Raw genomic sequence first — 23208 nt, forward strand, 5'->3', positions numbered from 1 at the left:
GGCCTGCCGAGTGGGCGTCAGTTGCCGGCGGCGGCAGCGGCCTCGGCGGCCTTCTTCTTCGCCGCGGCGGCCGCGTACTCCTTGAGCTGCGCCAGCACCGGCATCGGGTCCTGGCCGATCTGGGTGGGCAGCTTCTCGGCGATCTCCTCGGCCGTCCAGCGGTCGGCCGCGTACATCGTCTTGATCTCGTGCGGCTGGTCCCAGAGCGCGATCTTGGGGCCCGCGGTCGTGTACACCTGACCGGTGATGTTCTTGGCGTGGTCGGAGAGCAGGAAGACCACCAGCTCCGCGACGTCCTCGGGGTCGCCGATCTCCTTGAGCGTCTGCGGGACGCCCTCGGACATCCGGGTGCGGGCGACCGGCGCGACGCAGTTGGCGTTGACGCCGTACTTGTTCAGGCCCAGCGCGGCCGAACGCACGAACGACACGATGCCGCCCTTGGCCGCCGCGTAGTTCGCCTGCGCGACCGAGCCGAGCGCGTACACGCCGGACGTGAAGCCGACGATCGAACCGAAGCCCTGGGTCTTCATCACCTTCGAGGCGGCCTGCACGACGGTGAAGGTGCCCTTGAGGTGGGTCGCGATGACGCTGTCCCACTCGTCCTCGGTCATGTTGAACAGCATGCGCTCGCGCAGGTTGCCCGCGACGGTCACGACGCCGTCGATCCGGCCCCACTTCTCGACGCCGGCCTGCACGATCCGGGCGCCGCCCTCCATCGTGGCCACGGAGTCGGCGACCGCGACGGCCTCGCCGCCGAGCGCCTCGATCTCCTTCACCACGGCGTCGGCGACCTCGCTGGTCGGCTCGCTGCCGTCCATCGCGACGCCGTAGTCGTTCACGACGACCTTGGCACCGTGCGCTGCGGCGGCGAGCGCGACGGCCCGGCCGATGCCGCGGCCCGCGCCGGTGACCGCGATTACCTTGCCCGTGAGGAAGTCACCCATGTGTTGTCCGCTCCTTGTCGGTGGCCTCGTGGTAGGCCCCGGAAATCGAGGGCCGCAGGCCCAGGTCGGGTCGGTCGGTGTGCGCCGCACAGCCCTGTGGACGCAAGGTGCGCGGGCTGTGAGAACGACCTCTCGACATTATCTGACGATCCGTTAGTTTTCCTGGGTAGAGTGCCGCAGCACACAACACTTGACAGCGCGATCATCGGATTCCGAGAGTGCGCCTGTCGGTATTTCGCCTGTGTGAGCACGTGTCACCACCGCCTGGAGGAGGCCCCCTATGTCGCTGCCCCCCGAGTTCCATGAACTGGCCGCGCGCGTCAACAACTGGGGCCGTTGGGGCCAGGAGGACGAGATCGGGACGATGAACCTGATCACGGCCGACGTGGTCAAGGCGGCGGCGGGCTGCGTGCGTACCGGCAAGCGTTTCTCGCTGGCCGTGGAACTGCGCGAGGACGGCATCCAGAACGGGATGATCCCCGGTCGCGACAACCCCAAGCGGACCACGTTCCTGGTCAACCACGAGGTCTTCGGCCCCGGCACGGTGGCCACCAGCGACGACTCCGTGGTGATGGGCATCCAGGCGGGCACACACTGGGACGGGCTGACCCACGCGACCTACGACGACCGCCTGTACAACGGCCACTCCGCCAAGGAGACGGTCACCGCGGAGGACGGCGCGCGCAAGCTCGGCATCCACAACGTCAAGACCCTCGTCTCGCGCGGCGTGCTGCTCGACGTGGCCCGCGCGAAGGGCCTGGACATCCTGCCGCCCGAGTACGCGGTGACCCCCGCGGACCTGGAGGCGGCCGAGGAGTTCGGCAACGTCAAGGTGCGCGCGGGCGACATCGTGCTGGTGCGGACCGGCCAGATCCGGCAGTACTTCGCGGGCGAGAAGGACATGTACTTCTACGGTCCCGGCCTGTCGGTGTACACGCCGGAGTGGTTCCACGCGCGCGATGTGGCGGCGGTGGCCAACGACACCGTGACGTTCGAGGTCTTCCCGCCGGAGATCGAGGACTGCTTCATGGCGGTGCACGCGCTGCACCTGGTGGAGATGGGCATGCTCCAGGGCCAGAACTGGAACCTGGAGGAGCTGTCCGCGGACTGTGCCGAGGACGGCGTGTACGAGTTCTTCCTGGAGGCCTCGCCGGAGCCCTTCGTGGGCGGCGTGGGCACGCCGGTGAACCCGGTGGCGATCAAGTAGGGCGATCGATCCGCTCGATCGAGCGGATACCGTCCGTCGCGCGCCGAACACGCGTAGACGGACGGCACGCGGGCCCCGGACAGGATTGTCCTGTCCGGGGCCCGCGCGCGTTCCGGGCACCGCGACGAGGCCCGGAACGGCGACGGTCCCACTTCGTCGAGGAAACCCGGGGCACTTCCCGGGCGCCTCGTCGTCCCCTCGCGAACGACCGCCACACTCAGGGTGATCAGTGTCGGACGGCGCGTCAACACCCTGCGGGGATCGGATTGCGGTCCCCTGATCACGATTCGTCTGCGTCGCCGGGACGGCGGCGCAGCGGCAACTCCCGTACCACCGGCACCAAAAGCACCACGGCACATCGGCACATCCGCACGTCGGCGCCTTCGCGCCGGTGCATCAGTTCAGCGAGGCACCACATGAAGTTCTGGCAGTCCATGGCGTTCCTGGAAGTGGAGAACCTGACCAGGATCGCCCAGGTGGCCGACACACACGGCTACGAGGGCATCGCGGTCTCGGATCACCTCTTCTTCCCGGAAGTCCTCGATTCGCATTACCCCGTCTCCGCGGACGGCAAGCCTTTCTGGTTCCCGGACACGCCGTGGCCGGACCCGTGGGTCGCGATCGGCGCCATGGCCGCCGTCACCGAGCGCCTGCGCTTCACCACGAACGTGTACGTCGCCCCCGCGCGGGACGTGATGACCGTCGCCAAGCTCGTCTCCACGGCCGCGGTGATGTCGGGCAACCGGGTCGCGCTCGGCGTCGCGCCGGGGTGGTGCGCGGAGGAATTCGCGGCCACGGGACAGGACTTCCGTACCCGCGGCAAGCGCCTCGACGAGATGGTCCCCGCGCTGCGCGCGTTGTGGCGGGGCGGGATGGTCGAGTTCCACGGCCGGTACGTGGACTTCCCCGCGGTGCAGATGGCGCCGGTACCCAGCGCGCCGATCCCGGTCTACTTCGGCGGCGAGTCGGAGGCGGCCCTGCGGCGCGCGGCCCGGCTGGGCGACGGCTGGATCGGGGTCGAGTACGACGAGGAGGGCGCCGAGGCGATCATCGGCCGGCTGCGCGGGCACCTGGCCGACGCGGGGCGCGCGGGCGAGCCGTTCGAGATCATCCTGGCGATGCGGGGCGCGCCGGACGTCGAGGTGTACAAGCGCTGGACGGACAAGGGCGTGACCGGCTTTCAGGTCGCGCCGTGGATGATCGCGAACAGCGCGTACAACCCGTACACGGCGACGCTGGAACAGCGCCTGGAGCGCAGCCGGTGGTTCGCGGACACGATCATCGACCGGATCTGACGGGGTGCGCCCGTCTCGCCCGCCGCGCTTCCATGCCGAATAGTCGAATAGTCGAATATGCGAGATATATACTTGATTGTATGGATGGGTTCCGAGTGCTCGGGACCGAGCCGGAGGGCCCGCCCGGGCGAGCGTGAGCACGCGCACGAAGGGAGATCCTCATGAGCCACCCGCGATGGAAGCTCATCCGCGATTGGAAGCTCCTGGAGAGCCCCACCGGATCGCCGGAGGCCGACGCCGCGCGCTTGGAGGGCATCATCGCCTTCGAGCTCGGGCGGGCGGTGCACGAGCGGCGGACCGCGCTGGGTGTCTCCCAGGCCGAGCTCGCCCGGAGCGCGGACATGACACAGCCGCAGATCTCCAAACTGGAACTCGGCGACACCGTGCCCACACTCCCCCTGCTGTCCCGACTGGCGAAGGCGCTCGACGCATCGCTGCACATCACCCTGAACGGCGACGGTGCCACCATCACCTGCACCCCACACGCGGCTTGAGGCGCACAGAGGTTCGGTCCGAGAGGCCAAGCCCGGTGAGCACGGGCGCTTTTGCATCCTGCCGCACTCTTGGGCAACCCTCGTGCGGGCCCTCAAGGGGCGGCCCGTACACCGCCGTTGACGGACGACAGCCCCACGCGGCCTGAACCCCGGAAGCCAACTCCTTGCCGGCGCCACCCATGCCGGCCACGCAGAGCACGCACCGGCGACACTCAGAACGGCGGTGCGTGGTTGCCGTAGCGCGGCTTGCAGAGTGTGCACGGGATCGGTCGGCCCTCGCGGTCCTCGCCGCGCCAGCCGCGTGTGCAATCGCATGCGGATGCGGGGTCGGGGGTGGGCGTCGGGTCCGGGTTGATGGATCGTCGGAATGTCTCCCGCATGGTCGCGTGCATCTCGATCGCCTCGTCCACGCGATACAGGAGGACGGCCAGCGGTGAACGGATTCCGGGGCCGGTGAGCGGTCCGCGCGTTCGGATGGTGTCCGCGAGGTCGTGGATCAGCACGGTCCGGTCGGCGCGTTGTGCGAGCTTGAGCGCGACCCGATGCAGGCCGGGCAGCAGGAATTGGTGTGACTCCGGAGGGAGTTGTTCGATCAGGACCTTTGCCGCTCGAAACGACGCGGTGTCGGGTGGGCTCGGGCGGGAGGGAGTGGGGGGAGACCCCGTTCCTTCCCTGATAGAGGTAAGTACAGGGAGCGGCTCATCCGGATGAACCGTTGAGGCGGTGCGGTGAGCGGTTGAGTGCTTCCGGGTCGGGTCCGGCGAGGCGCTCTGCGGTTCATCCCGGTGAGCGGCTGAGCCGCCCCTCAAGGATCCACCGGGGTGAGCCGTTGAGGGCAGGAGCAGGGTGTACTCGCTGAGCGACGAGTTGCCGTCCCCGAGCCGATGGCCGCGGTGGACCTGAAGCAGGAGCCCGCGCCGTTGCAACGCGTCGAGCGCACGGCGAACGGTGGAGAGGTGGAAGCCACCTTCGGCGGCGAGGATGGCGTGCGTGACGCGGATGCCGGTGCCGTCGGACTTCGCGTGGGAGGCGAGCAACAGTGCGAACAGCAATAGCGTGCGCTCGATGCCCGGATCGCGGCGCACGGTATCCAGCCACATGGCGCGACGCGCATATGGGGGAATCCTGCCGGGGTCGCTGGTCGGAGAGGAACAGTTCGGGCATGCTTGGGCGTGAGGATGCGCCGGGAACACGGCGTTGCCTTTCGGTTGGTGCGCTGCCTTAACAGCGGGCTGACTAGCGGCGATCACCTTCAGCGAGGTGATCGCCGCTTTCCGTAGTCGAACCGTAACGGCCGTTTGCCCGCCGACGCCCGACTTTCACCCGATCGAGCGACCAACCGTTTCTGACGTTCCGTCACCAAATAGCGTTATCCGACATCATTGCGTGACGGACGTCCGGCGTCACGAACTGCGCTCGCAACATCCCGAGTTCGCAACCGAACGCTGATCCGATGTGGCGCCACCCTTCCCTCGGATTCGGCCTCGGCTCGCCGGGCAGCCCGCGCCGGCGCCGGCTGGGATCGATCAACGCGCCACACTCCGAACGCCTCGACGCCGGAGCGAAGGCCTCGGCTGGACAGCCGATTCCGGAAGCCCGAACAAAACCCCTTGCCCAATGGTCAAGAAGTGTTGACCATTGGGGTCATGCCTACCGATGATGTTCCCGAGACGTTCCATGTCACCACTGACGAGCAGCTACGCGCCGTTTCCAATCTCACGCGTCACCGGATCATGGCCGTGCTCCGCTTCGAGCCCGCGACGATTACGCAGATCGCCGAGCGAGTGGGCCTCGCGAAGGGGAGTTCCAGCTACCACGTACGGCTGCTCGAACGGGCCGGCCTGGTGAAGGTGGTACGAACGCGGAAGGTCCGGGGGGTCACCGAGCGGTACTACGCGATGGCCGCGCGGGCGATCGTGCTGCCGGATCCGGGCGAGGGAGGGCCGGATGTGCTGATGCGGCATGCGGTGGCGGACCTGGAAGCAGCGCCGGTGGATGGCGAGCGGCACGTACGGATGGCGCATCTGCGGCTCACCGAGGAGCAGTTCGCGGAGCTGGGGGCGCGGCTGAAGGCACTGGCGGACGAGTACCGGGAGCTGTCCGATCCGTCGCTGCCGGACGCGTCACTCGTCTTCGCACTGTTCCACCCGACACCGCGCGAGCAGGCCGAAGGGGACGCCAAGTGACCTCAGACGTTCGGAAGTTGCCCACCGGGTTCGGACGGCTGTGGACCGCGCAGACGGTGTCCTCGCTCGGTGACGGGGTGTCGCATGCCGCGCTGCCGCTGCTCGCGTTGACGTTGACGCGGGATCCGATGGCGCTCGCCGTCGTCACGGCCGCCGGAACGCTCCCGTGGCTGCTCTTCGGGGTGCTCGGCGGTGCGCTGGTGGACCGCTGGGACCGTCGGCGCACGATGTGGGTCACGGACGCGGCGCGTGCGGTGCTGCTCGCGATACCGGCGGCAGCGGCCGCGCTCGACGTGCTGAGCATTCCACTGCTCGCGGCCGTCGCCTTCCTGCTCGGCCTCGGCGGACTCTTCTTCGACACGGCCGCCACGGCCTATCTGCCGGATCTGCTCGGCCGCAACCCCGCGCTCCTGGAGCGCGCCAACTCCCGCCTGCGCGGCGCCCAGACCGCCGCGTCCGGCTTCGCGGGGCCGCCTGCGGGCAGTGCCCTGCTCGCGCTCGGGCGGGCGGTTCCGCTGCTCGCCGACGCGGTGTCGTTCGCGCTCTCCGCACTGCTCGTACGGTCGCTGCCTGCCGCACCCCGGCCCGTACCGCAGGCCCGTGAGTCGCTGCTGCGGCAGGCGCGGGCCGGCGCCTCGTACGTATTCCGTGATCAATTGCTGCTCGGGCTCGCGCTGCGTCCGGCGGTCGGGAACATCGCCTTCCTCGCCGTGGAGACCGTGCTCGCCCTCTTCGCGCACGATCGTCTCGGCATCGACACCTTCGGCTTCGGCCTGCTCCTCACGGCGGAGGCCACCGGCGGTCTGCTCGGCGCGGGCATCGCCTCCTTCCTCGGCCGACGACTCGGCACCGGCACCGCACTTACCTGCACGGCCGCAGTCGAGGGACTCGCCATCCTGGGTCTTGCCGTCGCCCCGAACCCGTACGTCGCCGGCCTCGCGCTCGCCGTCTGCGGAGCGGGCATGGGCGCCACGATGGTGCTCGGCCCCTCCCTCCGACAGGCGATCGTCCCCGCCCACCTGATGGGCCGGGTCACCTCCACCTCCCGCATGCTCGCCATGTGCGCCGCCCCGTTCGGCGCCTTCCTCGGCGGCTGGCTGGCCACCACCTACGACGTACGCACCCCGCTCTACACCGCCGCCGGCCTCCTCCTCACCATGACCGCCGTCACGTCGACCATGACCAGCAACCGCCAGGTTGAGGCGGCGCTGCGTGCCGCCGCCCCGGCCGATGATCCAGATCACCCGGAATCCCGGGATCCCGTTCAGGAAAGTGCCATTTAGGGCTCCGCGATCCCCGGCGCCACCGCACCCCTTCGGTCGATCGGGCAGCCGTCCACAGGGTGTGGGCGGGCCCGAAAAATTGTCGGCGTCAGGCGGTCACATTTCTTCGGTGGGCTCCGTCAGTGCTGTGACGGACAAGAACGGGGCGGGCGGTTCGGTGCCGGCCCCGGAGCCACTTCGAAGGAGATTCGGTCATGAGCGCACGTATGGGCAACCCCGCGATGGTCGTCCCCGGTGCCTTCCAGGCGCTGCTGGGGCTGGGCAAGGTCACGAGCAAGGTCGGCCTGTCGCCGGTCCTGACGGAACTGGTCAACCTGCGGGCGAGCCAGATCAACGGCTGCGGCGTATGCGTCCACGGCCACGCCCGCGATCTGCGCAAGGCCGGCGAGAGCGACGAGCGCATCGACACCGTCGCCGGCTGGCGCGACACCCCCTGGTTCACCGAGGCCGAACGCGCGGCCCTCGCCCTCACCGAGGCGGTCACCCGCATCGCCGACCGCCCCGACCCGGTCTCCGACGAGGTCTACGCCGAGGCCGCGAAGCACTTCAACGAGCAGGAACTCGCCGCCCTGCTCCTCACCATCGCCTCCGTCAACGTCTGGAACCGCATCAACATCGCCACCCACCAGGTCGCCGGCGCCGACTGGAGCTGAACCACCACCCGCCCCGAAACGCCCCGGACCTACCCTCCGGGGCGTTCGGCGTTGTCGGGTCGGTTCGCTGCCCATCCCGGTCGAGTCGGCGCCGGCGGTTCGCCGGACCGCAACCGCCGGCCCGCCTCACGCCCCCGGCGGGCCGGGTGCGACATCGGGACGGGATGCGGCCGTCGGGCCGTATCGGGCCAGGAACATGTCGACGCCGCCGGTGATCAGCCGGGCGGTCAGATCGGCGTCGGGGACGGCACCCGCCGACCCGTACGCGATGTGCGGCAGCAGGACCAGACCCGAGAGCTGCATCGCGGCCAAGGGGACGTCGTCGATGGCGAGTTCGCCCCGCTCGACGAGTTCGCCGAGGGCGGTGCGGACCACGACGTGGAACCGGTCCGGCCCCAACTCCCGCCAGGTGCGGCCCAGGTCGGGCAACCGCGGCATCGAGCCCATCACCACGTTGTGCAGCGTGAGCACCTCCGGTGTGGCGTGGCCCGCGACCCACGCCTCGCAGATCGCGGTCAGGTCGGCCCGCACGTCCGTCGAGGAGCCGAGCCGCTCCTCGATCAGGTGAGTCGACTCCGCCAGCGCGCGTTCCAGGATCTCGCCGACGATCGCCGTGAAGAGGGCTTCCTTGCTGCCGAAGTGGTTGTAGACGGTCACCTTCGCGACGCCGGCCTCGGCGGCGATGGTGTCCATGCCCACGCCGTAGCCCTCCCGCAGGAAGGCGTCCGTGGCCGCCTTCAGGATCGCCTTGCGCTTGCCCGCCGCACGATCGCCCGAGGGGATCCGCCTGGGGGCCTGCTCGGTTGTGGGCACCGTCGCCTCCTTTGTCGTCTGGTCGCAGTCTAGGCGAATCCGAACCGAACCGGTGAGTTCATCTGAACTGCACTGTTGAGTTCATGTGAACCGCACTGTATGGTTCAGTTCTCGGCGGGCGCCCCGCCGAAGCAGCCGAAGAGCGGGGGACCAGGACAATGAACCACGACCAGGCCGTGCGGCCGGTACGAACAGGGGCGGCGTTCGCCCTGCTCGGGACGGTGCAGGCGATCCTCAACACCGCCGTCACGATCACCTCGGCGGCAGGGCCCGACATCGCCGCCGACCTCGACCTCGGCGCGTCGGGCCTGGTGTGGTCCGGCGCCGCGTACACCCTGGCGTTCAGCGGTCTGCTGCTGCTCGGCGGCCGCATGGCGGACCTGCGCGGACGGCGCGCCGCCTTCCGCGTGGGCACCGCGGTGTTCGCCGCGGCGTCGCTCGTGGGTGCGCTCGTTCCGGGCGGTGCCTGGCTGATCGCGGCACGCCTCGCCCAGGGCGCGGGTGCGGCGGTCGCCGCACCCGCCGCGATGGCCCTGGTCGGCGACGTGTTCCCCGGCAACGCCGCGCGCGGGCGGGCGATGGCCGCATGGGGCGGACTGTCCGGCGTCGGCGCCGCACTGGGCATGCAACTCGGCGGCGCCACCGCCACCTGGGCCTCGTGGCGGTGGGCGTTCGTGACGCTCGCGGTGGCCGGCTTCGCCGTCGCGGCCCTCGCCGGCCGGCACCTGCCCGCGGGCCCGGCGCCGGTACGCGGCCGTGTGGACGTTCTCGGCGCGGCCCTGGTCACCGGCGGTGTCGCGCTGCTCAGTCTCGGGCTCGTGGCCGTGGGAACGCACGGTTGGCTCGCCCTCGCGGTGCTCCTGCCGCTGGGCGCGGGACTCGTCCTGCTGGCGGCCTTCGGCGTCGCCGAGAGCCGGGCCGCGGCACCCCTGATGCCGCTGCGGTTCCTCGCTTCGGGCCGTCGCGTCGCCGGGCTCGCCACCGGCATGCTCGCGCCGATCGCCGGGTCGACGGCCGCGTTCTTGATGTCGCTGTACTTCCAACGGGTCCTGGGGTGGTCCGCGTTGCGCTCGGCGATGGGCTTCGTCCCGTACACGCTCGTGCTGATCGCCGTCAGCGTGGCCGGCATCCGGGTCGTTGCCCGCCTGGGCGCCCGACGGACCGCCGCGCTGGGCCTGGCGACGATGGCCGTGGCCTTCCTGCTGTTCGCCCGGATCGGCGCGGACGCGGCCTACGTCGGCGCCCCGCTCGCGGGCATGCTCGCCCTTCCCCTCGGCATCGGCCTGACCGCGGCCGGTGCGGTGGTCGCCGCGACCGGAGACGTACCGCCCGCGCAAGCCGCCCTCGCCGGCGGCGCGTTCAACACGACGATGCTCATGGGCCCCACCATCGGCATGGCCCTGTTCGCCTCACTCGCCGACGCCCACACCGGCAACGGCCCTTCCCCCGAACAAGCCGCCACCGACGGCTACACCTTCGCCTTCCAGGCCGCGGCAGCGCTGTTTGCCCTGGCCGCCCTGGCCGCGGCGGGCCTCCGCGCCCGGCGTACGGTCGGCCGCCCCCGACCCGCCCGCGTCTGACCATCACCCCTGCCGATCAACCACCCCTTCACGTCAAGGAGTTCACGGATCATGACGAAGACAACCTGGGTCGCGGGCTTCCGTTCGGCCGTGCTCAGCCCGCACGAGGGCATTCAGATCCAGCCGTCCCGCGGTTTCCACGACCAGACGTTGCGCCAAGTCCTCCACCTCGACGGCGGCGGCACCGCAGTGCGGGTCCTGCTCGACAACGAGTACGGCAAGGAACCTCTCGTCATCGGTGCCGCACGCCTGGCCGTGAGCGCCGGGGGCAGCGCCGTCGACCCCGCCACCGACACCGAGCTGCGCTTCGACGGCGCGACCCAGGTGACCATCCCCGTCGGCGGACGGGTCCACAGCGACCCGGTCGACCTGGCGGTGCACGCCGGAACCGATCTGGCGCTGACCGTGTACCTGCCCGGGGACACCGGCCTGGCGACGTACTCCCACACCCCGTCGCAGAACGCCTACGTCGCGTCCGGCAACGCCGTTTCGGCGGCCTTCGACGACGCCGAGGAGGCAGCCGGCCGCTACTACGTCGCCGGCGTCGATGTCCTCGCCCCCGAGGGCACCGCGATCGCCGTGGCGTTCGGGGACTCCTGGTTCGAGGGCGTCGGCACCTCCATCGGTACCAACCAGCGCTTCCCCAACCAGCTGAATCGGCGGCTCGACCGAGGCTGGGTGGTCAACCAGGGCATCGGCGGCAACCGGCTGCTGACCGACGAGGTCGGCCTCCGCGGACTCGCCCGCTTCGACCGCGACGTCCTCGCGGTACCCGGGGCCACGCACGTGCTGTTCCACTTCGGCCTCAACGACCTCGGACTGCCGGGCATGTCCGGTGAGCCCCCCGCCACCGCCGAGGACCTCATCGCGGGCTTCACCGCGCTCGCCGCCCGCGCGCGTTCGGCGGGACTGACCACCATCGGCATGACGATGGGGCCCTACGCCGGCACGATCTACCCCGGCATCGACAGCCCCGAAGGACGGGTGATCCGCCGGCTTGTCAACGACTGGATCCGTACGACGGCCGTCTTCGACGCGGTCGTCGACGTCGCGGCGGCGGTCCAGGACCCCGACGCGCCGGACTTCATCCGGCCCGACCTCGACAGCGGCGACCACCTGCACCTCAACGACTCGGGTGCGCGAGTGATGGCCGACGCCGTGGACTTGGCGTACCTGCGACTGTGAGCGCGACGGCAAGTCGCCCGCGGGCGGGCCCGCCGCCGAGGGCGGCCCGCACCGGGCATCCCGGGGCTCGGGGCTCGGAGCTCCGGGCCCCGGGCTCCGGGTTCCGGGCTCGGTGCTCCGGACCCGGGCGAGAGCCGTCCACCCGGATGTGGCCGGCGGCTCGTGTGGGGCTGAAGTACCCGCTGTGGTACCGGTGATGAACCCTCCGTCGATGCGACACGTGTGTGATCGACGGGCTGCTCAGAGGCGGTTTCGGTGGGGTACGAGAGGACTGTCACAACCGGCTGACTGAGCATCAGTTCCGGGCTAGAGTGCCGCGCGGGTACGCGTGCGCGCTTGAGCTCCGGAGCCGTCGAACCGGCCACCCGTCGAGCGCCCCGGCTCATCAGCCCATTTCCGATGGAGGAGGAACCGGTGAAGGGCGTTCTTTTCGACGGCAAGGAAGCCTCGATCGTCGATGACCTCGAGGTGCGTGCACCCGGGGCCAACGAGGTCCTGGTGAAGATCGGTGCGGCCGGTCTGTGCCACAGCGACATCTCGGTGATCAACGGCACCATCCCCTTCCCGCCCCCGGTCGTGCTCGGGCACGAGGGCGCGGGCATCGTGGAGGCCGTCGGCGAGCTGGTGACGCACGTCAAGGTCGGCGACCACGTGGCGCTGTCCACGCTGGCGTCGTGCGGCGCGTGCCGCGAGTGCGACCGCGGTCGGCCCACCATGTGCGCCAAGAGCTTCGGCCAGCTCAACCAGCCGTTCACGCGCGGCGGCGACCCGGTCTACAACTTCGCGGGCCTGTCGGTCTTCGCGGAGAAGATCGTGGTCAAGGGCGTCCAGGCGGTCAAGATCCCCAAGGACATCCCGCTCGCCTCCGCCGCGCTGATCGGCTGCGGCGTGCTGACCGGCGTCGGCGCGGTGCTCAACCGGGCCAAGGTGCAGCCGGGCGACACAGTGGCGGTGATCGGCACCGGCGGCATCGGCCTGAACGTGATCCAGGGCGCGAAGCTCGCGGGCGCGGTACGGATCGTGGCGGTGGACGCGAACCCCGCGAAGGAGGCGGTGGCGCGGGAGTTCGGCGCGACCGACTTCGTGGACGCGCGCGCGGTCGAGGACTCGGTCAAGGCGGTCCAGGCGCTGGTGCCCGGCGGCGTGGACCACGCGTTCGAGTGCGTCGGCCACGTCGCGGTGATCCGCAACGCGATCGACATGCTCGGCCGGGGCGGCCAGGCGATCATCCTGGGCGTCGCGCCGTCGGACGCCGAGGCGTCGTTCCACGTGTCCTCGATGTTCCTGGACAAGTCGATCATGGGTTGCCGCTACGGCTCCTCTCGCCCGCAGTACGACATCGCGCGCTACGCCGACCTGTACAAGACCGGCGCCCTGAAGCTCGACGAACTGGTCACCCAGACCTACGCCCTCGACGACTTCCACCACGCGGTCGAGGACGCCGAGGCCGGCAAGATCGCCCGGGGCGTCTTCGTCTTCTGATCCCCGACCGACCCTCCGTCGAAGCGCGCCGTTCGTGATCGGAACGGCGCGCTTCGTCGTGTCCGGAGCGCCGGCGGCGCGCACGGATCCCCGCTGATCGATCGGTTTCCTGCCGTGTCGGATATTGATCGAGACATGCGTGAGTGAGCATTTCAGGTAATGGTTCGGTCGACTGTGGAGTTTCCAGCGACAATTTTGCTCAATTCTGTGGTTCGCGTGGATTCATTGTTTATCCGCGTAACCAGCCAGTCCCGCTTTCAGTTGATCGGATAGGTTCCGCGCGTCCTTGCGGCACCTCTAAACTCGCTCCGCTGCGGCCCCAGGTCCCACGGACCGCGGTCTGGTACCCGATCGGCGCTCCGGGCCACGCGCGGGGTGTCCGCTGGAGAGGAGCCCTACCGCCCCATGCCGACTCCGCACGAGGAAACGCACGAACGACCGCCCGAGCGTGACCCCGCATCGTCGCCGGGTGACGGGAAGCCCGGTGTTCCGCACCAGCGCGCCGAATACGTGGACGACCGCACCGGCTACTTCGAGATGGAGCAGGATCCCCGCTTCGTCGGCCTGAAGAAGCGGCAGCGGTCGTTCATCTTTCCGGTCACCGCCGCGTTTCTCGCCTGGTTCCTGCTCTACGTGGTCATGTCCGCTTATGCGCGCGACTTCATGGCCAAGGAACTCTTCGATCACATCAACGTCGCCCTGGTGTTCGGGCTGCTTCAGTTCGTTTCGACGTTCGTGATCGCCTGGGCCTACTCGCGATTCGCGCGTATCCGGCTCGACCCCGTCGCCATCGAACTGCGAGAGGAACTGGAAGCATGAATCCCTCTCTCGACCTCGCCGCGGAGTCCAGCAACAGAGGCTGGACGTTCGCGATGTTCGCCGTCCTGGTCGCGGTGACCCTCGGCATCACGTTCTGGGCGAGCCGCAAGAACCGTACGGCGTCGGACTTCTACGCCGGTGGCCGCTCGTTCTCCGCCCTCCAGAACGGCATGGCGATCGGCGGCGACTACATGTCGGCCGCTTCCTTCCTCGGCATCGCCGGCATCCTGGCGCTGTCGGGCTACGACGGATTCCTGTACTCCATCGGCTTCCTGGTCGCCTGGCTGGTGGCGCTGCTGCTGGTCGCCGAACCCATGCGCAACTCCGGCCGGTTCACCATGGCCGACGTGTTGGCGAACCGGATGCGCGAACGCCCCGTGCGGATGGCCGCGAGCGTCTCCACCATCGTCGTGTCGATCTTCTACCTGCTGGCCCAGATGGTCGGTGCGGCCTCGGTGGTGTCCCTGCTGCTCGACGCCAAGAGCGACACCGCGCAGATCTCGGTCATCGCCGTGGTGGGCGCGCTGATGATCGTGTACGTGACCGTGGGCGGGATGAAGGGCACGTCCTGGGTGCAGATCGTCAAGGCCGGCCTGCTGATGGTGGGCGCGTTCGTGATGTGTGTCTGGGTGCTGGCGAAGTTCAACTTCGACATCGCCGACCTGCTCGGCACGGCCGCGAGCAAGTCCGGTGCCGGGGAATCCTTCCTCCAGCCGGGCCTCAAGTACGGTGCCACTGACGGCTGGTCGAAGATCGACCTGATCTCGCTCGGTCTGGCACTGGTACTCGGTACCGCGGGCCTGCCGCACATCCTGGTGCGCTTCTACACCGTGCCGGACGCCCGCACCGCGCGTAAGTCGGTCACCTGGGCGATCGGCATCATCGGCGTGTTCTACCTGATGACGCTGATCCTCGGGTTCGGCGCGGCGGCCCTGATCGGCAGCAAGGAGATCAAGTCGGCCGACCCGACCGGCAACACCGCCGCGACCCGCCTCGCCGAGCACCTGGGCGGCGGGGCCGGCACCACCGGCGGCGCGCTGATGCTGGCCTTCATCGCGGCCGTCGCCTTCGCGACCATCCTCGCGGTGGTCGCGGGCCTGACCCTCGCGTCCTCCTCGTCGTTCGCGCACGACCTGTACGCGAACGTCTTCCGCAAGGGCCGCACCACCGACGCCGAAGAGGTCAGGGTCGCGCGCGTCTCGGCGCTGGTGATCGGCTCGGCGGCGATCGTCCTGTCGGTGTTCGCGCGCGAGTTGAACGTCGCGTTCCTGGTGGCCCTCGCCTTCGCGATCGCGGCGTCGGCGAACCTGCCGGCGATCGTGTTCTCGCTGTTCTGGAAGAACTTCAATACGCGTGGGGCGGTCTTCGGCATCTACGGCGGCCTGGTCACGTCGGTGCTCGTGGTGGCGCTGTCCCCGATCTGCTGGGGCGGGGCCACCGAGACCAAGCCCGCGATCAAGCAGCTCAACGCGAAGCAGGCCGAGGACTGCGGCGTGTCGATCGACACCAAGAACATCGGCAACGCGACGGCGCTGTTCAGCTGTACGACCAAGGCGCCGATTCCGCTGGAGAACCCCGGGATCATCTCGATCCCGGTCGGCTTCGCGTGTGCCGCGTTCGGGGCGCTGACCGCCCGGCGTCGCCGAGACGATGACGACGACCGCAAGTTCGCCGAACTCGAGGTCAGGGCACTGACCGGAGCCGGCGCGCACTGACCCGCGTCCTCCCGCCGAAATGATCTTGGACTTATGAGTGTGCGCCGCGGTTCGGCGGCCTCATGAGTCCGAGATCATTTCTAGGCGTTGTCGCTGGGGTGGCCGAACCGGCCCTTGTAGAAGAGCAGCGGCGCGCACTCCACGCGCGGGGCGGCCAGCGCCTGGACGCGGCCGATCACGATCTCGTGGTCGCCGCCGTCGACGACGCTCTCCAGCGTGCAGTCGATCCAGGCGAGCACGTTGTCGAGCCTGGGGGACCCGGTCGGCGCGGGGGTGTGGGACACGCCCGCGAACTTGTCCGCGCCGCTGACCGCGAAGCCGCGGCACAGGAGTTCCTGGTCCTCGGCGAGCACGTTCACGCAGAATCGGCCGCCCGGCCGGATCCGCGGCCACGTGGTCGACGTCTTCGCGACGAAGAACGTCACGAGCGGCGGGTCGAGTGAGAGCGATGCGAACGACTGGCACGCGAAGCCCACCGGGGTGTCGCCGTCCAGTGCCGTGATCACCGTGACACCGCTCGCGAAGTGGCCGAGGACGTGCCGGAACGTGGCGGCCTCGACGATGGCCCCGCCCTCGGGCAGGGCGATGGCCGCGGGATCCGCCGGCTTCGTGCTCGCTGCGTCGATCTGGCCCATGGTGGACTTCCTCGCAGGTGTCTTGGGGCGTCGGGTCTGTGACGCTACGTCACCCGATTTCCTTGCGTCAATCAAAGGAGAACGGGTCCTTCGTCACACCTGACGACTCGTCAGTTGTCTTGTGGCGTAAGGCACAACGGTCGAACGGTGGGCCCGCCGGGGCCCATCCGCCCGCCGTCGTGGGTGTGCACGCCCGTCGACTACCAGCCGTAGTACTCGGGCTTGCGCCGCTCCATGAGAGATGCGACACCCTCGTTCGCGTCGCGCGAGGTCATGTTCAACTCGACGATCTGCGCCTCCTCGTCGAACGCGGCCACCCGGTCGCTGTCGAGCGAGCGGTTCACCAGCTGCTTGGTGAACGCGTACGCCCGGGTCGGGCCGGTCGCGAGCCGCTCGGCCCATTCGCGAGCCACGGCCTGCAGTTCGTCGTCCGCGACGACCTTGTTGACGACCCCGATCCGGAGCGCCTCGGCGGCCGGCAGGTCGTCGCCGAAGAACATCAGCTCCTTGGCCTTCTGCGGGCCCACCAGGCGCGGCAGCAGGTACGCGCTGCCGCCGTCCGGCACGAGGCCGCGACGGGTGAAGATCTGGATGAAGCGCGAACTCTCCGCGGCGATCACCAGATCGCACGCGAGCGCGAGGCTCATCCCGTAGCCGGCGGTGGTGCCGTTGACCGCCGCGATGACCGGCTTCTCGCAGTCCAGGACGGCGTTGGTGAGGCGTTGCACACCGGTCTTCATCATCCGGGTCGCGTAGCCGGTGGGGCGGGCCGGGGGCTTGGGCGCCGCGTCGTCGTCGGCCGCGTCGGGGGCGGCGAGCAGCGACTTGGTGCCGGGGGAGCTGCGGAGGTCCATGCCGGTGCAGAAGTGCTTGGGGCCTGCGGCGGTGAGGATCACTGCGCGGACTGCCTCGTTCGCGGAAGCCTCGCCGAGGAGTTCGATGAGCAGCTCTCGTTGGGCCCAGGTGATTGCGTTGCTGGCCTTTGGGCGGTTCAGGGTGAGCCAGAGCACGCCGTTCTCGATGCGGTGGAGCAGTTCGGGTTCGGGTTCGGGTTCGGTGGTGGGCATGTGCGGTTCGGCTCCCTGATGTCGTTTGGTGTTGTGCGGCCCGTCCTCAATCGCCGGACGGGCTTGTCCTCAAACGCCGGACGGGCTGGAATGCCTGGCCTCAAGCGCTGGCCAGGCTATTTGGCCTCAAGCGCCGGCCGGGCTATTTGGCCTCAAGCGCCGGCCGGGCTGGGTGGCCTCAAGCGCCGGCCGGGCTATTTGGCCTCAAGCGCCGGCCGGGCTGGGTGGCCTCAAACGCCGGCCGGGCTGTGGATGGTTCGGCTGGGTTGTGGATGTGCTGGTTGGGCAGTGGAGGGGTTGGTCGGTTGTGGATGCGTGGGCTGGGGTGGCCGGGGTCAGGATGGCTTGGGTGGGTCGGGTTGCGCTTGAGTGTCGGTCGGGACGTAAGTAGCCCGGCCGGCGTTTGAGGCCGCCCAGCCCGGCCGGCGTTTGAGGCCGAAGAGCCCGGGCGGCGTTCGAGGGCATTGTCAGCGCCCCACGGCGAGCGCGTCCAAGGCGACCGTGCCGCCGCCGCGCGGCATCACCATCAGCGGGTTGATGTCCAACTCGGCCAATTCGTCGCCCAGTTCGAGCGCCATGCGCTGAACCCGCATGACCACGTCCACGAGCGCGTCCAGGTCGGCCGGCGGCTGCCCCCGCAGGCCCTGGAGGCACTTGAGGCCGCGCAGCTCGCCGAGCATCCGCTTGACCTCGTACGCGCCGAACGGCGGTACCCCGATCGCGATGTCGTCGAAGACCTCGACGAAGATCCCGCCGAGCCCCACCGACACGGTCGGCCCGAACAGGTCGTCGTGCGAGATGCCCACCACCATCTCGACGCCGCGATCGACCTGCTGGCACACCAGCACGCCTTCGAGGCGTCCCGCCCCGGCCTCCTTGGCCGCGTCGGTGATCTCGCGGTACGCGTCCCGCACCTGGCTGGCCGAGCGCAGCCCGAGCTTGACCAGGCCCAGGTCGCTCTTGTGCGGCAGCTGCGGACCGCACGCCTTCATCACGACCGGGTAGCCGATCAGCCCGGCCGCGCGCACCGCCGCAGCGGCCGAGGTCACCAGCTGCTCGCGCGGCACTCGGATCCCGTACGTGCGCAGCAGTTGCTTCGCGGAGTGCTCCGACAGCGGCTTGCCCGACGACAGCAGCCGCTTGGCCTTCGCGGCGGCCGGCGACGCGGTACGCGGGACGTCCTCGAACGGCGACGCGTACTGGGTGCGGAAGCGGTGGTAGTCGAAGTACGCCCGCAGCGCCCGCACGCAGTTGCCGAACGTACGGAAGACCACGACCCGGTTCGACTTGAGCAGGATCTCCCGATAGGCGTCCTCGTCGGCCACCGGGGAGCCCCAGACCACGCATACGACCTTGTCCGTCGCCTCCGCCGCGTCGACGAGGTCCTGCGCGAGCCGGTCGCTCATCGGCGGGAACGCGCCGGTGATCGGACACACCAGCACCCCGATCGAGGGGTCGGCCAGGATCGTGTCGATGATCTTGCGCCCGCGCTCGTCGCCCGCGGGGTGCCCGCCGTTGTCCACCGGGTTGGACACCGTCAGGTACGGCGGGATCCACTCGTGCAGCCGCTCCTGCGTGGAAACCGCCAGCTGAGGGACCGTCAGGCCCTCGGCGGCGGCGAGGTCGGCCATGTGCGCGCCGGTGCCCCCGGAGATCGAGTACACGCACACCCCCTGTGCGCGAGGGGTCTTGGTGCGCGCGAACAGCTGTGAGGTGTCGATCAGTTCGTCGAGACCGTCGACGCGGGTGACGCCGTACTGCCGGAAGACCGCCGAAGCGGTCCGGTCGCCGCCGGTCAGCTTGCCGGTGTGCGACTGCGCCATCCGCGCGCCGGTCTCGGTTCGCCCGACCTTGACCACCACGACCGGTACGCCCTGCCGGGCGGCGTGGTCGGCCGCGAGCGCGAACGTGCGTCCGTCCTTGAAGCCCTCGACGTACGCGGCGATCACGCCGACCTCCTCCTGGTCGGAGAAGTGCCGGATGAAGTCCGCGATTTCGAGGTCGGCCTCGTTGCCGACCGGGGCCCAGTGCGAGACCCGGATGCCGATCTCCTGCGCCGCGAAGACCGGCCGGCCCTGGTGGCCGCTCTGGGTGATCAGCGCGATCGCGGGGCCTTCGAGGTCGGTGCGGAACTCCTCGAACGCGTTGAGGTTGGTGTTCGGCCCGAGCAGGCGCAGCGAGCCGCCCGACGTGAGCTGGGCGAGCCGGGCCTGCGCCTCGGCCCCCGCGGCCCCCGACTCGGCGAATCCGGCCGCGAACACGACCGCGAAGCCCACCCCCGCTCCCGCGAGTTGCTCCAGCACCTCGGCGGGGTCGCCGACCAGGACGACCGCGAGGTCGATCGGCTCGGGGACGACCGAGATGTCGGCGTGACACGGCAGTCCGGCGATCCGCTCGTGTTTGGGGTTGACGGGGAACAACCGCGCGCCCACACGCTCGGCCCACGCGATCAATTGCGCGGTGATGCGCGCGCCGGGTCGGCCCTCGGTGTCCGAGGCGCCGATCACGGCCACGGTGCGCGGTCGGAAGAAACGATCCAGGTCGGCGGGGCGGAGCGCGAGTGGTCGGCCGGTCACGTCGAGTTCGGCCGCCGGATCAGCGTTCGCGGTGACGCTGGTTCGAGTGTGCCCCGGGAAGTGGTGTCCTCTGCTGTCGTGAAGCATCATCGCGCCCGTCCCTTTTTCGATCTTTCGTCGCCGCCGGATCCGATCGACACGCAACCGAGCCGGAATCGAGCTGACGGTTAGTCAGTTAGCTTGCTGATGGGACGTCAGGGCTGTCCACTGTCTCACCGGCCCGGTCCCCACGCATCTGTCCGATCACCTGGACATTTGCTGACTTGGTCAAACATGTAGCGGATATCTGCTGGTCATCGCGCGGTTACTAAACGTCCCCGAACGACTTCTCACGTTCCGTCAAGGATCTGCGGTCCACCTTGTCCATGCCGGTCAACGGCAACTCGGGAACGATGCGGATCGCCTCGGGGAGCTTGTACGTCGACAGTCGGGAGGCCGCGAACTCGCGCAACGCGGCGAGTGACGGCTCGGATGCGGCACGTGACACCACGACCGCGACGCCGATCTCGCCCATCACCCGACTGGGCCGCGGCACCACCGCCACGGACGCCACATCGGGGTGGTCGAGCAGGACCGCCTCCACCTCTTGCGGGTACACGTTGTACCCGCCGCGGATGTACATCTCGGTCATCCGCCCGGTGATCCGCAGGCAGCCGGCCTCGTCGATCCGACCGAGGTCGCCGGTGCGCAACCGACCGTCGCCGTCGAGTGCGGCCGCGGTGGCCTCGGGGTTGCGCCAATAGCCCGCCATCACGGCGGGCGAGCGCAGGCAGATCTGCCCCTCCTCGCCCGCGGGCCGGATCGCGCCGCTGATCGGGTCGCGAATCTCCAACTCCGTGCCCGGTCGGGGACGGCCGACCGTGTGCAGGGCCTCGGAGTCCGGGGCGTCGAAGGCGGTGAGGGTGCCGAGTCCACCGGACTCGGTGGACGAGTAGCGAATCGAGTAGCCCGCCCCGAACCGGGTCCGGGCCTCGTGCACGACGGGGGCGGGGGAGGGGCCGCCGCCGACGATCAACCCGCGCACGTGCGCGAGGTCGTACGTGTCGAACTCCGGCCGGCCGAGCAGCAGGGAGACCTGCGCGGCGACGCCGCCGAGGTAGGGGATCCGCTCGCGGGCGACGACGCGCAGGGCGTCCTGGGCCCGCCATCGGCCGAGCATGTGCAGGGTCGCGCCCATCTTGAGATAGCCGGCCAGCTTGGTCATGAAGCCGACGTGCGGCAGGCCGGTGGCGACCAGTTGCGGGCCGCCCCCGCCCCAGTGGTCGCCGGTGTCCAGGGCGGTGATCGCGGCGATCTGGCGGGACGTGAACAACGCGCCCTTGGGAATCCCCGTGGTGCCCGAGGTGAACACGACCGTCTCGGGCAGGTCCGGGTCCTGATCCCCCGTCACCGGCGGTGCGGGCGGGATCTCGTCGAGCCGAAGTTCGGCCCAGACGTCGTGCGCGCCGGCGGCCGGCACGCAACGCACGAGCTCGGGGCCGGCGGGGACGCCCTCGGTCAGCTCGTCGGTGGCCAGCACCAGGTCCGGTGCGGCCTGGGCGAGGATCGCGGCGCGTTCGGCGGGGGTGTAGCGCGGTCCCACCCCCGTGGTGATCGCGCCCAGTCGGGCCAGGGCCGTGTAGGCGACGACGTACTCGAGCCCGGACGGGAGCACGAGTGCGACCAGGTGTCCCGGCCGCACGCCGCGGCGGGCCAGCCCGGCGGCGACCTGGTCGGTCACCGCGTCCAGGCCCCCATAGGTGAACCCGCTTCCGCCGTGCACGAGGGCCCGGCGCTCGGGGAAGCGTCGGGCGGCCTCTCGAAGCACCTGGGCGAGAACGGTCACAACGGGGTCCCTTCGGCCTGCGCGCGCAAGAAACGGCGTGGGGGTGGTCTATGCCACACAACACGACACGCCCGGGGTAACGCGACGTTTCAGAGGTGTGACGAAAGCAATGTTCCAAGGGTATGACGGTGTGTCAGATACTGGTGCTCGCGGGCTGCCGGATCGTCAATGGGGCCGACCGGAACTCGGGCCGGGCAACCGACCCGGACCCGCGTGACATGAGTGCCAAGGAGTTGCGGTACGTGGACGTCGAGTTCAGCGATGAGCAGCAGGAGATCCGCAGAGCACTTCGGGACGTGTTCGACAAGCACAGCGATTCGCCCGCGGTCCGGGCCGTGATGGCCACCGAGACGGGCTACGACGCCAAGGTGTGGCGGCGCGTGTGCGAGCAGACCGGGCTGCCCGGTCTCGCGGTTCCGGAAGAGTACGGCGGGGTCGGCTTCGGCTTCACCGAATTGGTCGTGGCCCTGGAGGAGATGGGCCGGTCACTGTTCCCCTCGCCGTTCCTGGCGTCGTCGGTGCTGACGGCGTACGCGCTCGTGCACGCGGGCGACGAGGACGCGCGGGCCGAGTACCTGCCGGGGATCGCGGCGGGCACCACCCTCGGCGCGCTCGCGCTGGCCGAGCCGGGACGGCGGGACGTGCGCGCGGTGGAGACGACCGCCCGCGCCGAGGGTGACGGATGGCGCCTGGACGGCGTCAAGACACACGTGATCGACGGGCTGATCGCGGATCTGATCGTGGTGGTGGCACGGGTCAATGGCGACCTCGCGCTGTTCACTGTCGCGAAGGACGCCGCCGGGCTGACCCGCGCGGCGCTCCCGACCCTGGACCAGACCCGCAAGCAGGCCCGTCTGACGTTCGCGGACACGCCCGCCAGGCTCCTGGGTACCCCCGGGGCGGACGCGGCCCTGGAGCGGGTGCTGGCGCTCGCCGAGATCGCGGTGGCCGCGGAGGCGGTCGGCGGTGCGGCGCGCTGCCTGGAGCTCACCGTCGAGTACACCAAGGGCCGTGTGCAGTTCGGCCGCCCGATCGGCTCGTTCCAGGCGATCAAGCACCGCTGCGCGGATCTGTACGTCGAGGTCGAGACGGCTCGCTCGGCGCTGTACTACGCGGCCTGGGCGGCCACCGAGGCGGAGGCCGCGGGGCTCGCGACGCCCGGCGAACTGGCGGTGATGGCACCGCTGGCGATGACGACGGCGACGGCCGCGTACCGGCACGTCGCCGAGGCGATGATCCAGCTGCACGGCGGGGTCGGCTTCACGTGGGAGTACGACTGCCACCTGTACCTGAAGCGGGCCACCACGTCGGCGCTGCTGTTCGGCGACCGCACGGCGCAGCGCGAGCGGATCGCGGAGTTGGCCGGCATCTAGGGCCTCGGCCGGCCTGCTGTCCTCGAACGCCGGACGGGCCGAATTCGGCCCGTCCGGCGTTTTCGCGGGCGGCGTG

General features: G+C 70.0%; 19 protein-coding genes. 12 read left to right on the forward strand and 7 right to left on the reverse strand.

The annotated features are described in order from the left end of the window. Positions 1-17: 17 nt before the first annotated feature. On the reverse strand, positions 18-944 hold the full coding sequence (locus OG928_RS19450; RefSeq protein WP_391586514.1) for an SDR family oxidoreductase: 927 nt from the start codon (positions 942-944) through the stop codon (positions 18-20). A 280-nt stretch (positions 945-1224) separates the two neighbouring features. Here OG928_RS19450 and OG928_RS19455 point away from each other — a divergent pair, with 280 nt between their 5' ends. From OG928_RS19455 to OG928_RS19465, 3 genes are all read left to right on the forward strand, one after another. Beyond that, positions 1225-2151, forward strand: a complete 927-nt coding sequence (locus OG928_RS19455) for a cyclase family protein (RefSeq protein WP_406285432.1) — start codon at positions 1225-1227, stop codon at positions 2149-2151. A gap of 416 nt (positions 2152-2567) precedes the next feature. Further along, positions 2568-3446, forward strand: a complete 879-nt coding sequence (locus tag OG928_RS19460; RefSeq protein ID WP_406285435.1) for a TIGR03619 family F420-dependent LLM class oxidoreductase — start codon at positions 2568-2570, stop codon at positions 3444-3446. A gap of 161 nt (positions 3447-3607) precedes the next feature. Next, entirely contained in the window at positions 3608-3940 is a 333-nt protein-coding gene (locus OG928_RS19465; RefSeq protein WP_406285436.1) for a helix-turn-helix domain-containing protein, read from the forward strand. A gap of 212 nt (positions 3941-4152) precedes the next feature. On the opposite strand, the gene OG928_RS19470 is transcribed toward OG928_RS19465, so the two are convergent. After that, positions 4153-5190, reverse strand: coding sequence for a hypothetical protein (locus OG928_RS19470; protein ID WP_406285438.1), 1038 nt, complete (start codon positions 5188-5190; stop codon positions 4153-4155). Positions 5191-5586: 396 nt separating this feature from the next. Between OG928_RS19470 and OG928_RS19475 the strand changes: the two genes are divergently transcribed. The 3 genes from OG928_RS19475 to OG928_RS19485 all read left to right on the forward strand — a co-directional run bounded on the left by OG928_RS19475 (position 5587) and on the right by OG928_RS19485 (position 8062). Continuing rightward, complete coding sequence (locus tag OG928_RS19475) at positions 5587-6126, forward strand: ArsR/SmtB family transcription factor (RefSeq protein WP_406285440.1); 540 nt, start codon at positions 5587-5589, stop codon at positions 6124-6126. Next, positions 6123-7409, forward strand: a complete 1287-nt coding sequence (locus OG928_RS19480; protein ID WP_406285443.1) for an MFS transporter — start codon at positions 6123-6125, stop codon at positions 7407-7409. Before OG928_RS19475 ends, OG928_RS19480 begins: the two co-directional genes overlap by 4 nt. Before the next feature lie 194 nt (positions 7410-7603). Then, positions 7604-8062, forward strand: coding sequence for a carboxymuconolactone decarboxylase family protein (locus OG928_RS19485; protein ID WP_406285445.1), 459 nt, complete (start codon positions 7604-7606; stop codon positions 8060-8062). A 126-nt stretch (positions 8063-8188) separates the two neighbouring features. On the opposite strand, the gene OG928_RS19490 is transcribed toward OG928_RS19485, so the two are convergent. Next, positions 8189-8875, reverse strand: a complete 687-nt coding sequence (locus OG928_RS19490) for a TetR/AcrR family transcriptional regulator (protein WP_406285447.1) — start codon at positions 8873-8875, stop codon at positions 8189-8191. A 158-nt stretch (positions 8876-9033) separates the two neighbouring features. On the opposite strand from OG928_RS19490, the gene OG928_RS19495 reads away from it, so the two are divergent. The 5 genes from OG928_RS19495 to OG928_RS19515 all read left to right on the forward strand — a co-directional run bounded on the left by OG928_RS19495 (position 9034) and on the right by OG928_RS19515 (position 15656). Further along, positions 9034-10455: an MFS transporter gene (locus tag OG928_RS19495; protein WP_406285449.1), complete on the forward strand. Its 1422-nt coding sequence runs from the start codon at positions 9034-9036 to the stop codon at positions 10453-10455. A 51-nt stretch (positions 10456-10506) separates the two neighbouring features. Continuing rightward, the gene (locus OG928_RS19500; protein WP_406285450.1) at positions 10507-11640 is read left to right on the forward strand and encodes a GDSL-type esterase/lipase family protein; all 1134 of its coding nucleotides are present in this window, start codon (positions 10507-10509) and stop codon (positions 11638-11640) included. Between the two features lie 414 nt (positions 11641-12054). After that, positions 12055-13122, forward strand: a complete 1068-nt coding sequence (locus OG928_RS19505; RefSeq protein ID WP_406285453.1) for a Zn-dependent alcohol dehydrogenase — start codon at positions 12055-12057, stop codon at positions 13120-13122. A 405-nt stretch (positions 13123-13527) separates the two neighbouring features. Further along, the gene (locus tag OG928_RS19510) at positions 13528-13941 is read left to right on the forward strand and encodes a DUF485 domain-containing protein (RefSeq protein ID WP_406285456.1); all 414 of its coding nucleotides are present in this window, start codon (positions 13528-13530) and stop codon (positions 13939-13941) included. Further along, on the forward strand, positions 13938-15656 hold the full coding sequence (locus tag OG928_RS19515) for a cation acetate symporter (protein ID WP_406285458.1): 1719 nt from the start codon (positions 13938-13940) through the stop codon (positions 15654-15656). Before OG928_RS19510 ends, OG928_RS19515 begins: the two co-directional genes overlap by 4 nt. 80 nt (positions 15657-15736) lie before the next feature. On the opposite strand, the gene OG928_RS19520 is transcribed toward OG928_RS19515, so the two are convergent. The 4 genes from OG928_RS19520 to OG928_RS19535 form a co-directional block, all read right to left on the reverse strand. Next, positions 15737-16291, reverse strand: a complete 555-nt coding sequence (locus OG928_RS19520; RefSeq protein WP_406285459.1) for a flavin reductase family protein — start codon at positions 16289-16291, stop codon at positions 15737-15739. Between the two features lie 200 nt (positions 16292-16491). After that, positions 16492-17358 (reverse strand): enoyl-CoA hydratase/isomerase family protein, encoded by an 867-nt coding sequence (locus OG928_RS19525; protein ID WP_406285461.1) that lies wholly within the window; start codon positions 17356-17358, stop codon positions 16492-16494. Between the two features lie 467 nt (positions 17359-17825). After that, positions 17826-20021, reverse strand: coding sequence for an acetate--CoA ligase family protein (locus OG928_RS19530; RefSeq protein WP_406291077.1), 2196 nt, complete (start codon positions 20019-20021; stop codon positions 17826-17828). Between the two features lie 220 nt (positions 20022-20241). Continuing rightward, complete coding sequence (locus OG928_RS19535; RefSeq protein ID WP_406285464.1) at positions 20242-21759, reverse strand: class I adenylate-forming enzyme family protein; 1518 nt, start codon at positions 21757-21759, stop codon at positions 20242-20244. A 128-nt stretch (positions 21760-21887) separates the two neighbouring features. Here OG928_RS19535 and OG928_RS19540 point away from each other — a divergent pair, with 128 nt between their 5' ends. Beyond that, a complete protein-coding gene (locus tag OG928_RS19540) occupies positions 21888-23132 on the forward strand; it encodes an acyl-CoA dehydrogenase family protein (protein ID WP_406285466.1) in 1245 nt (414 codons plus the stop codon). The last annotated feature ends 76 nt before the right edge of the window (positions 23133-23208 follow it).

It is taken from the genome of Embleya sp. NBC_00896 (genome assembly GCF_045207785.1).
Taxonomy (GTDB): domain Bacteria; phylum Actinomycetota; class Actinomycetes; order Streptomycetales; family Streptomycetaceae; genus Embleya.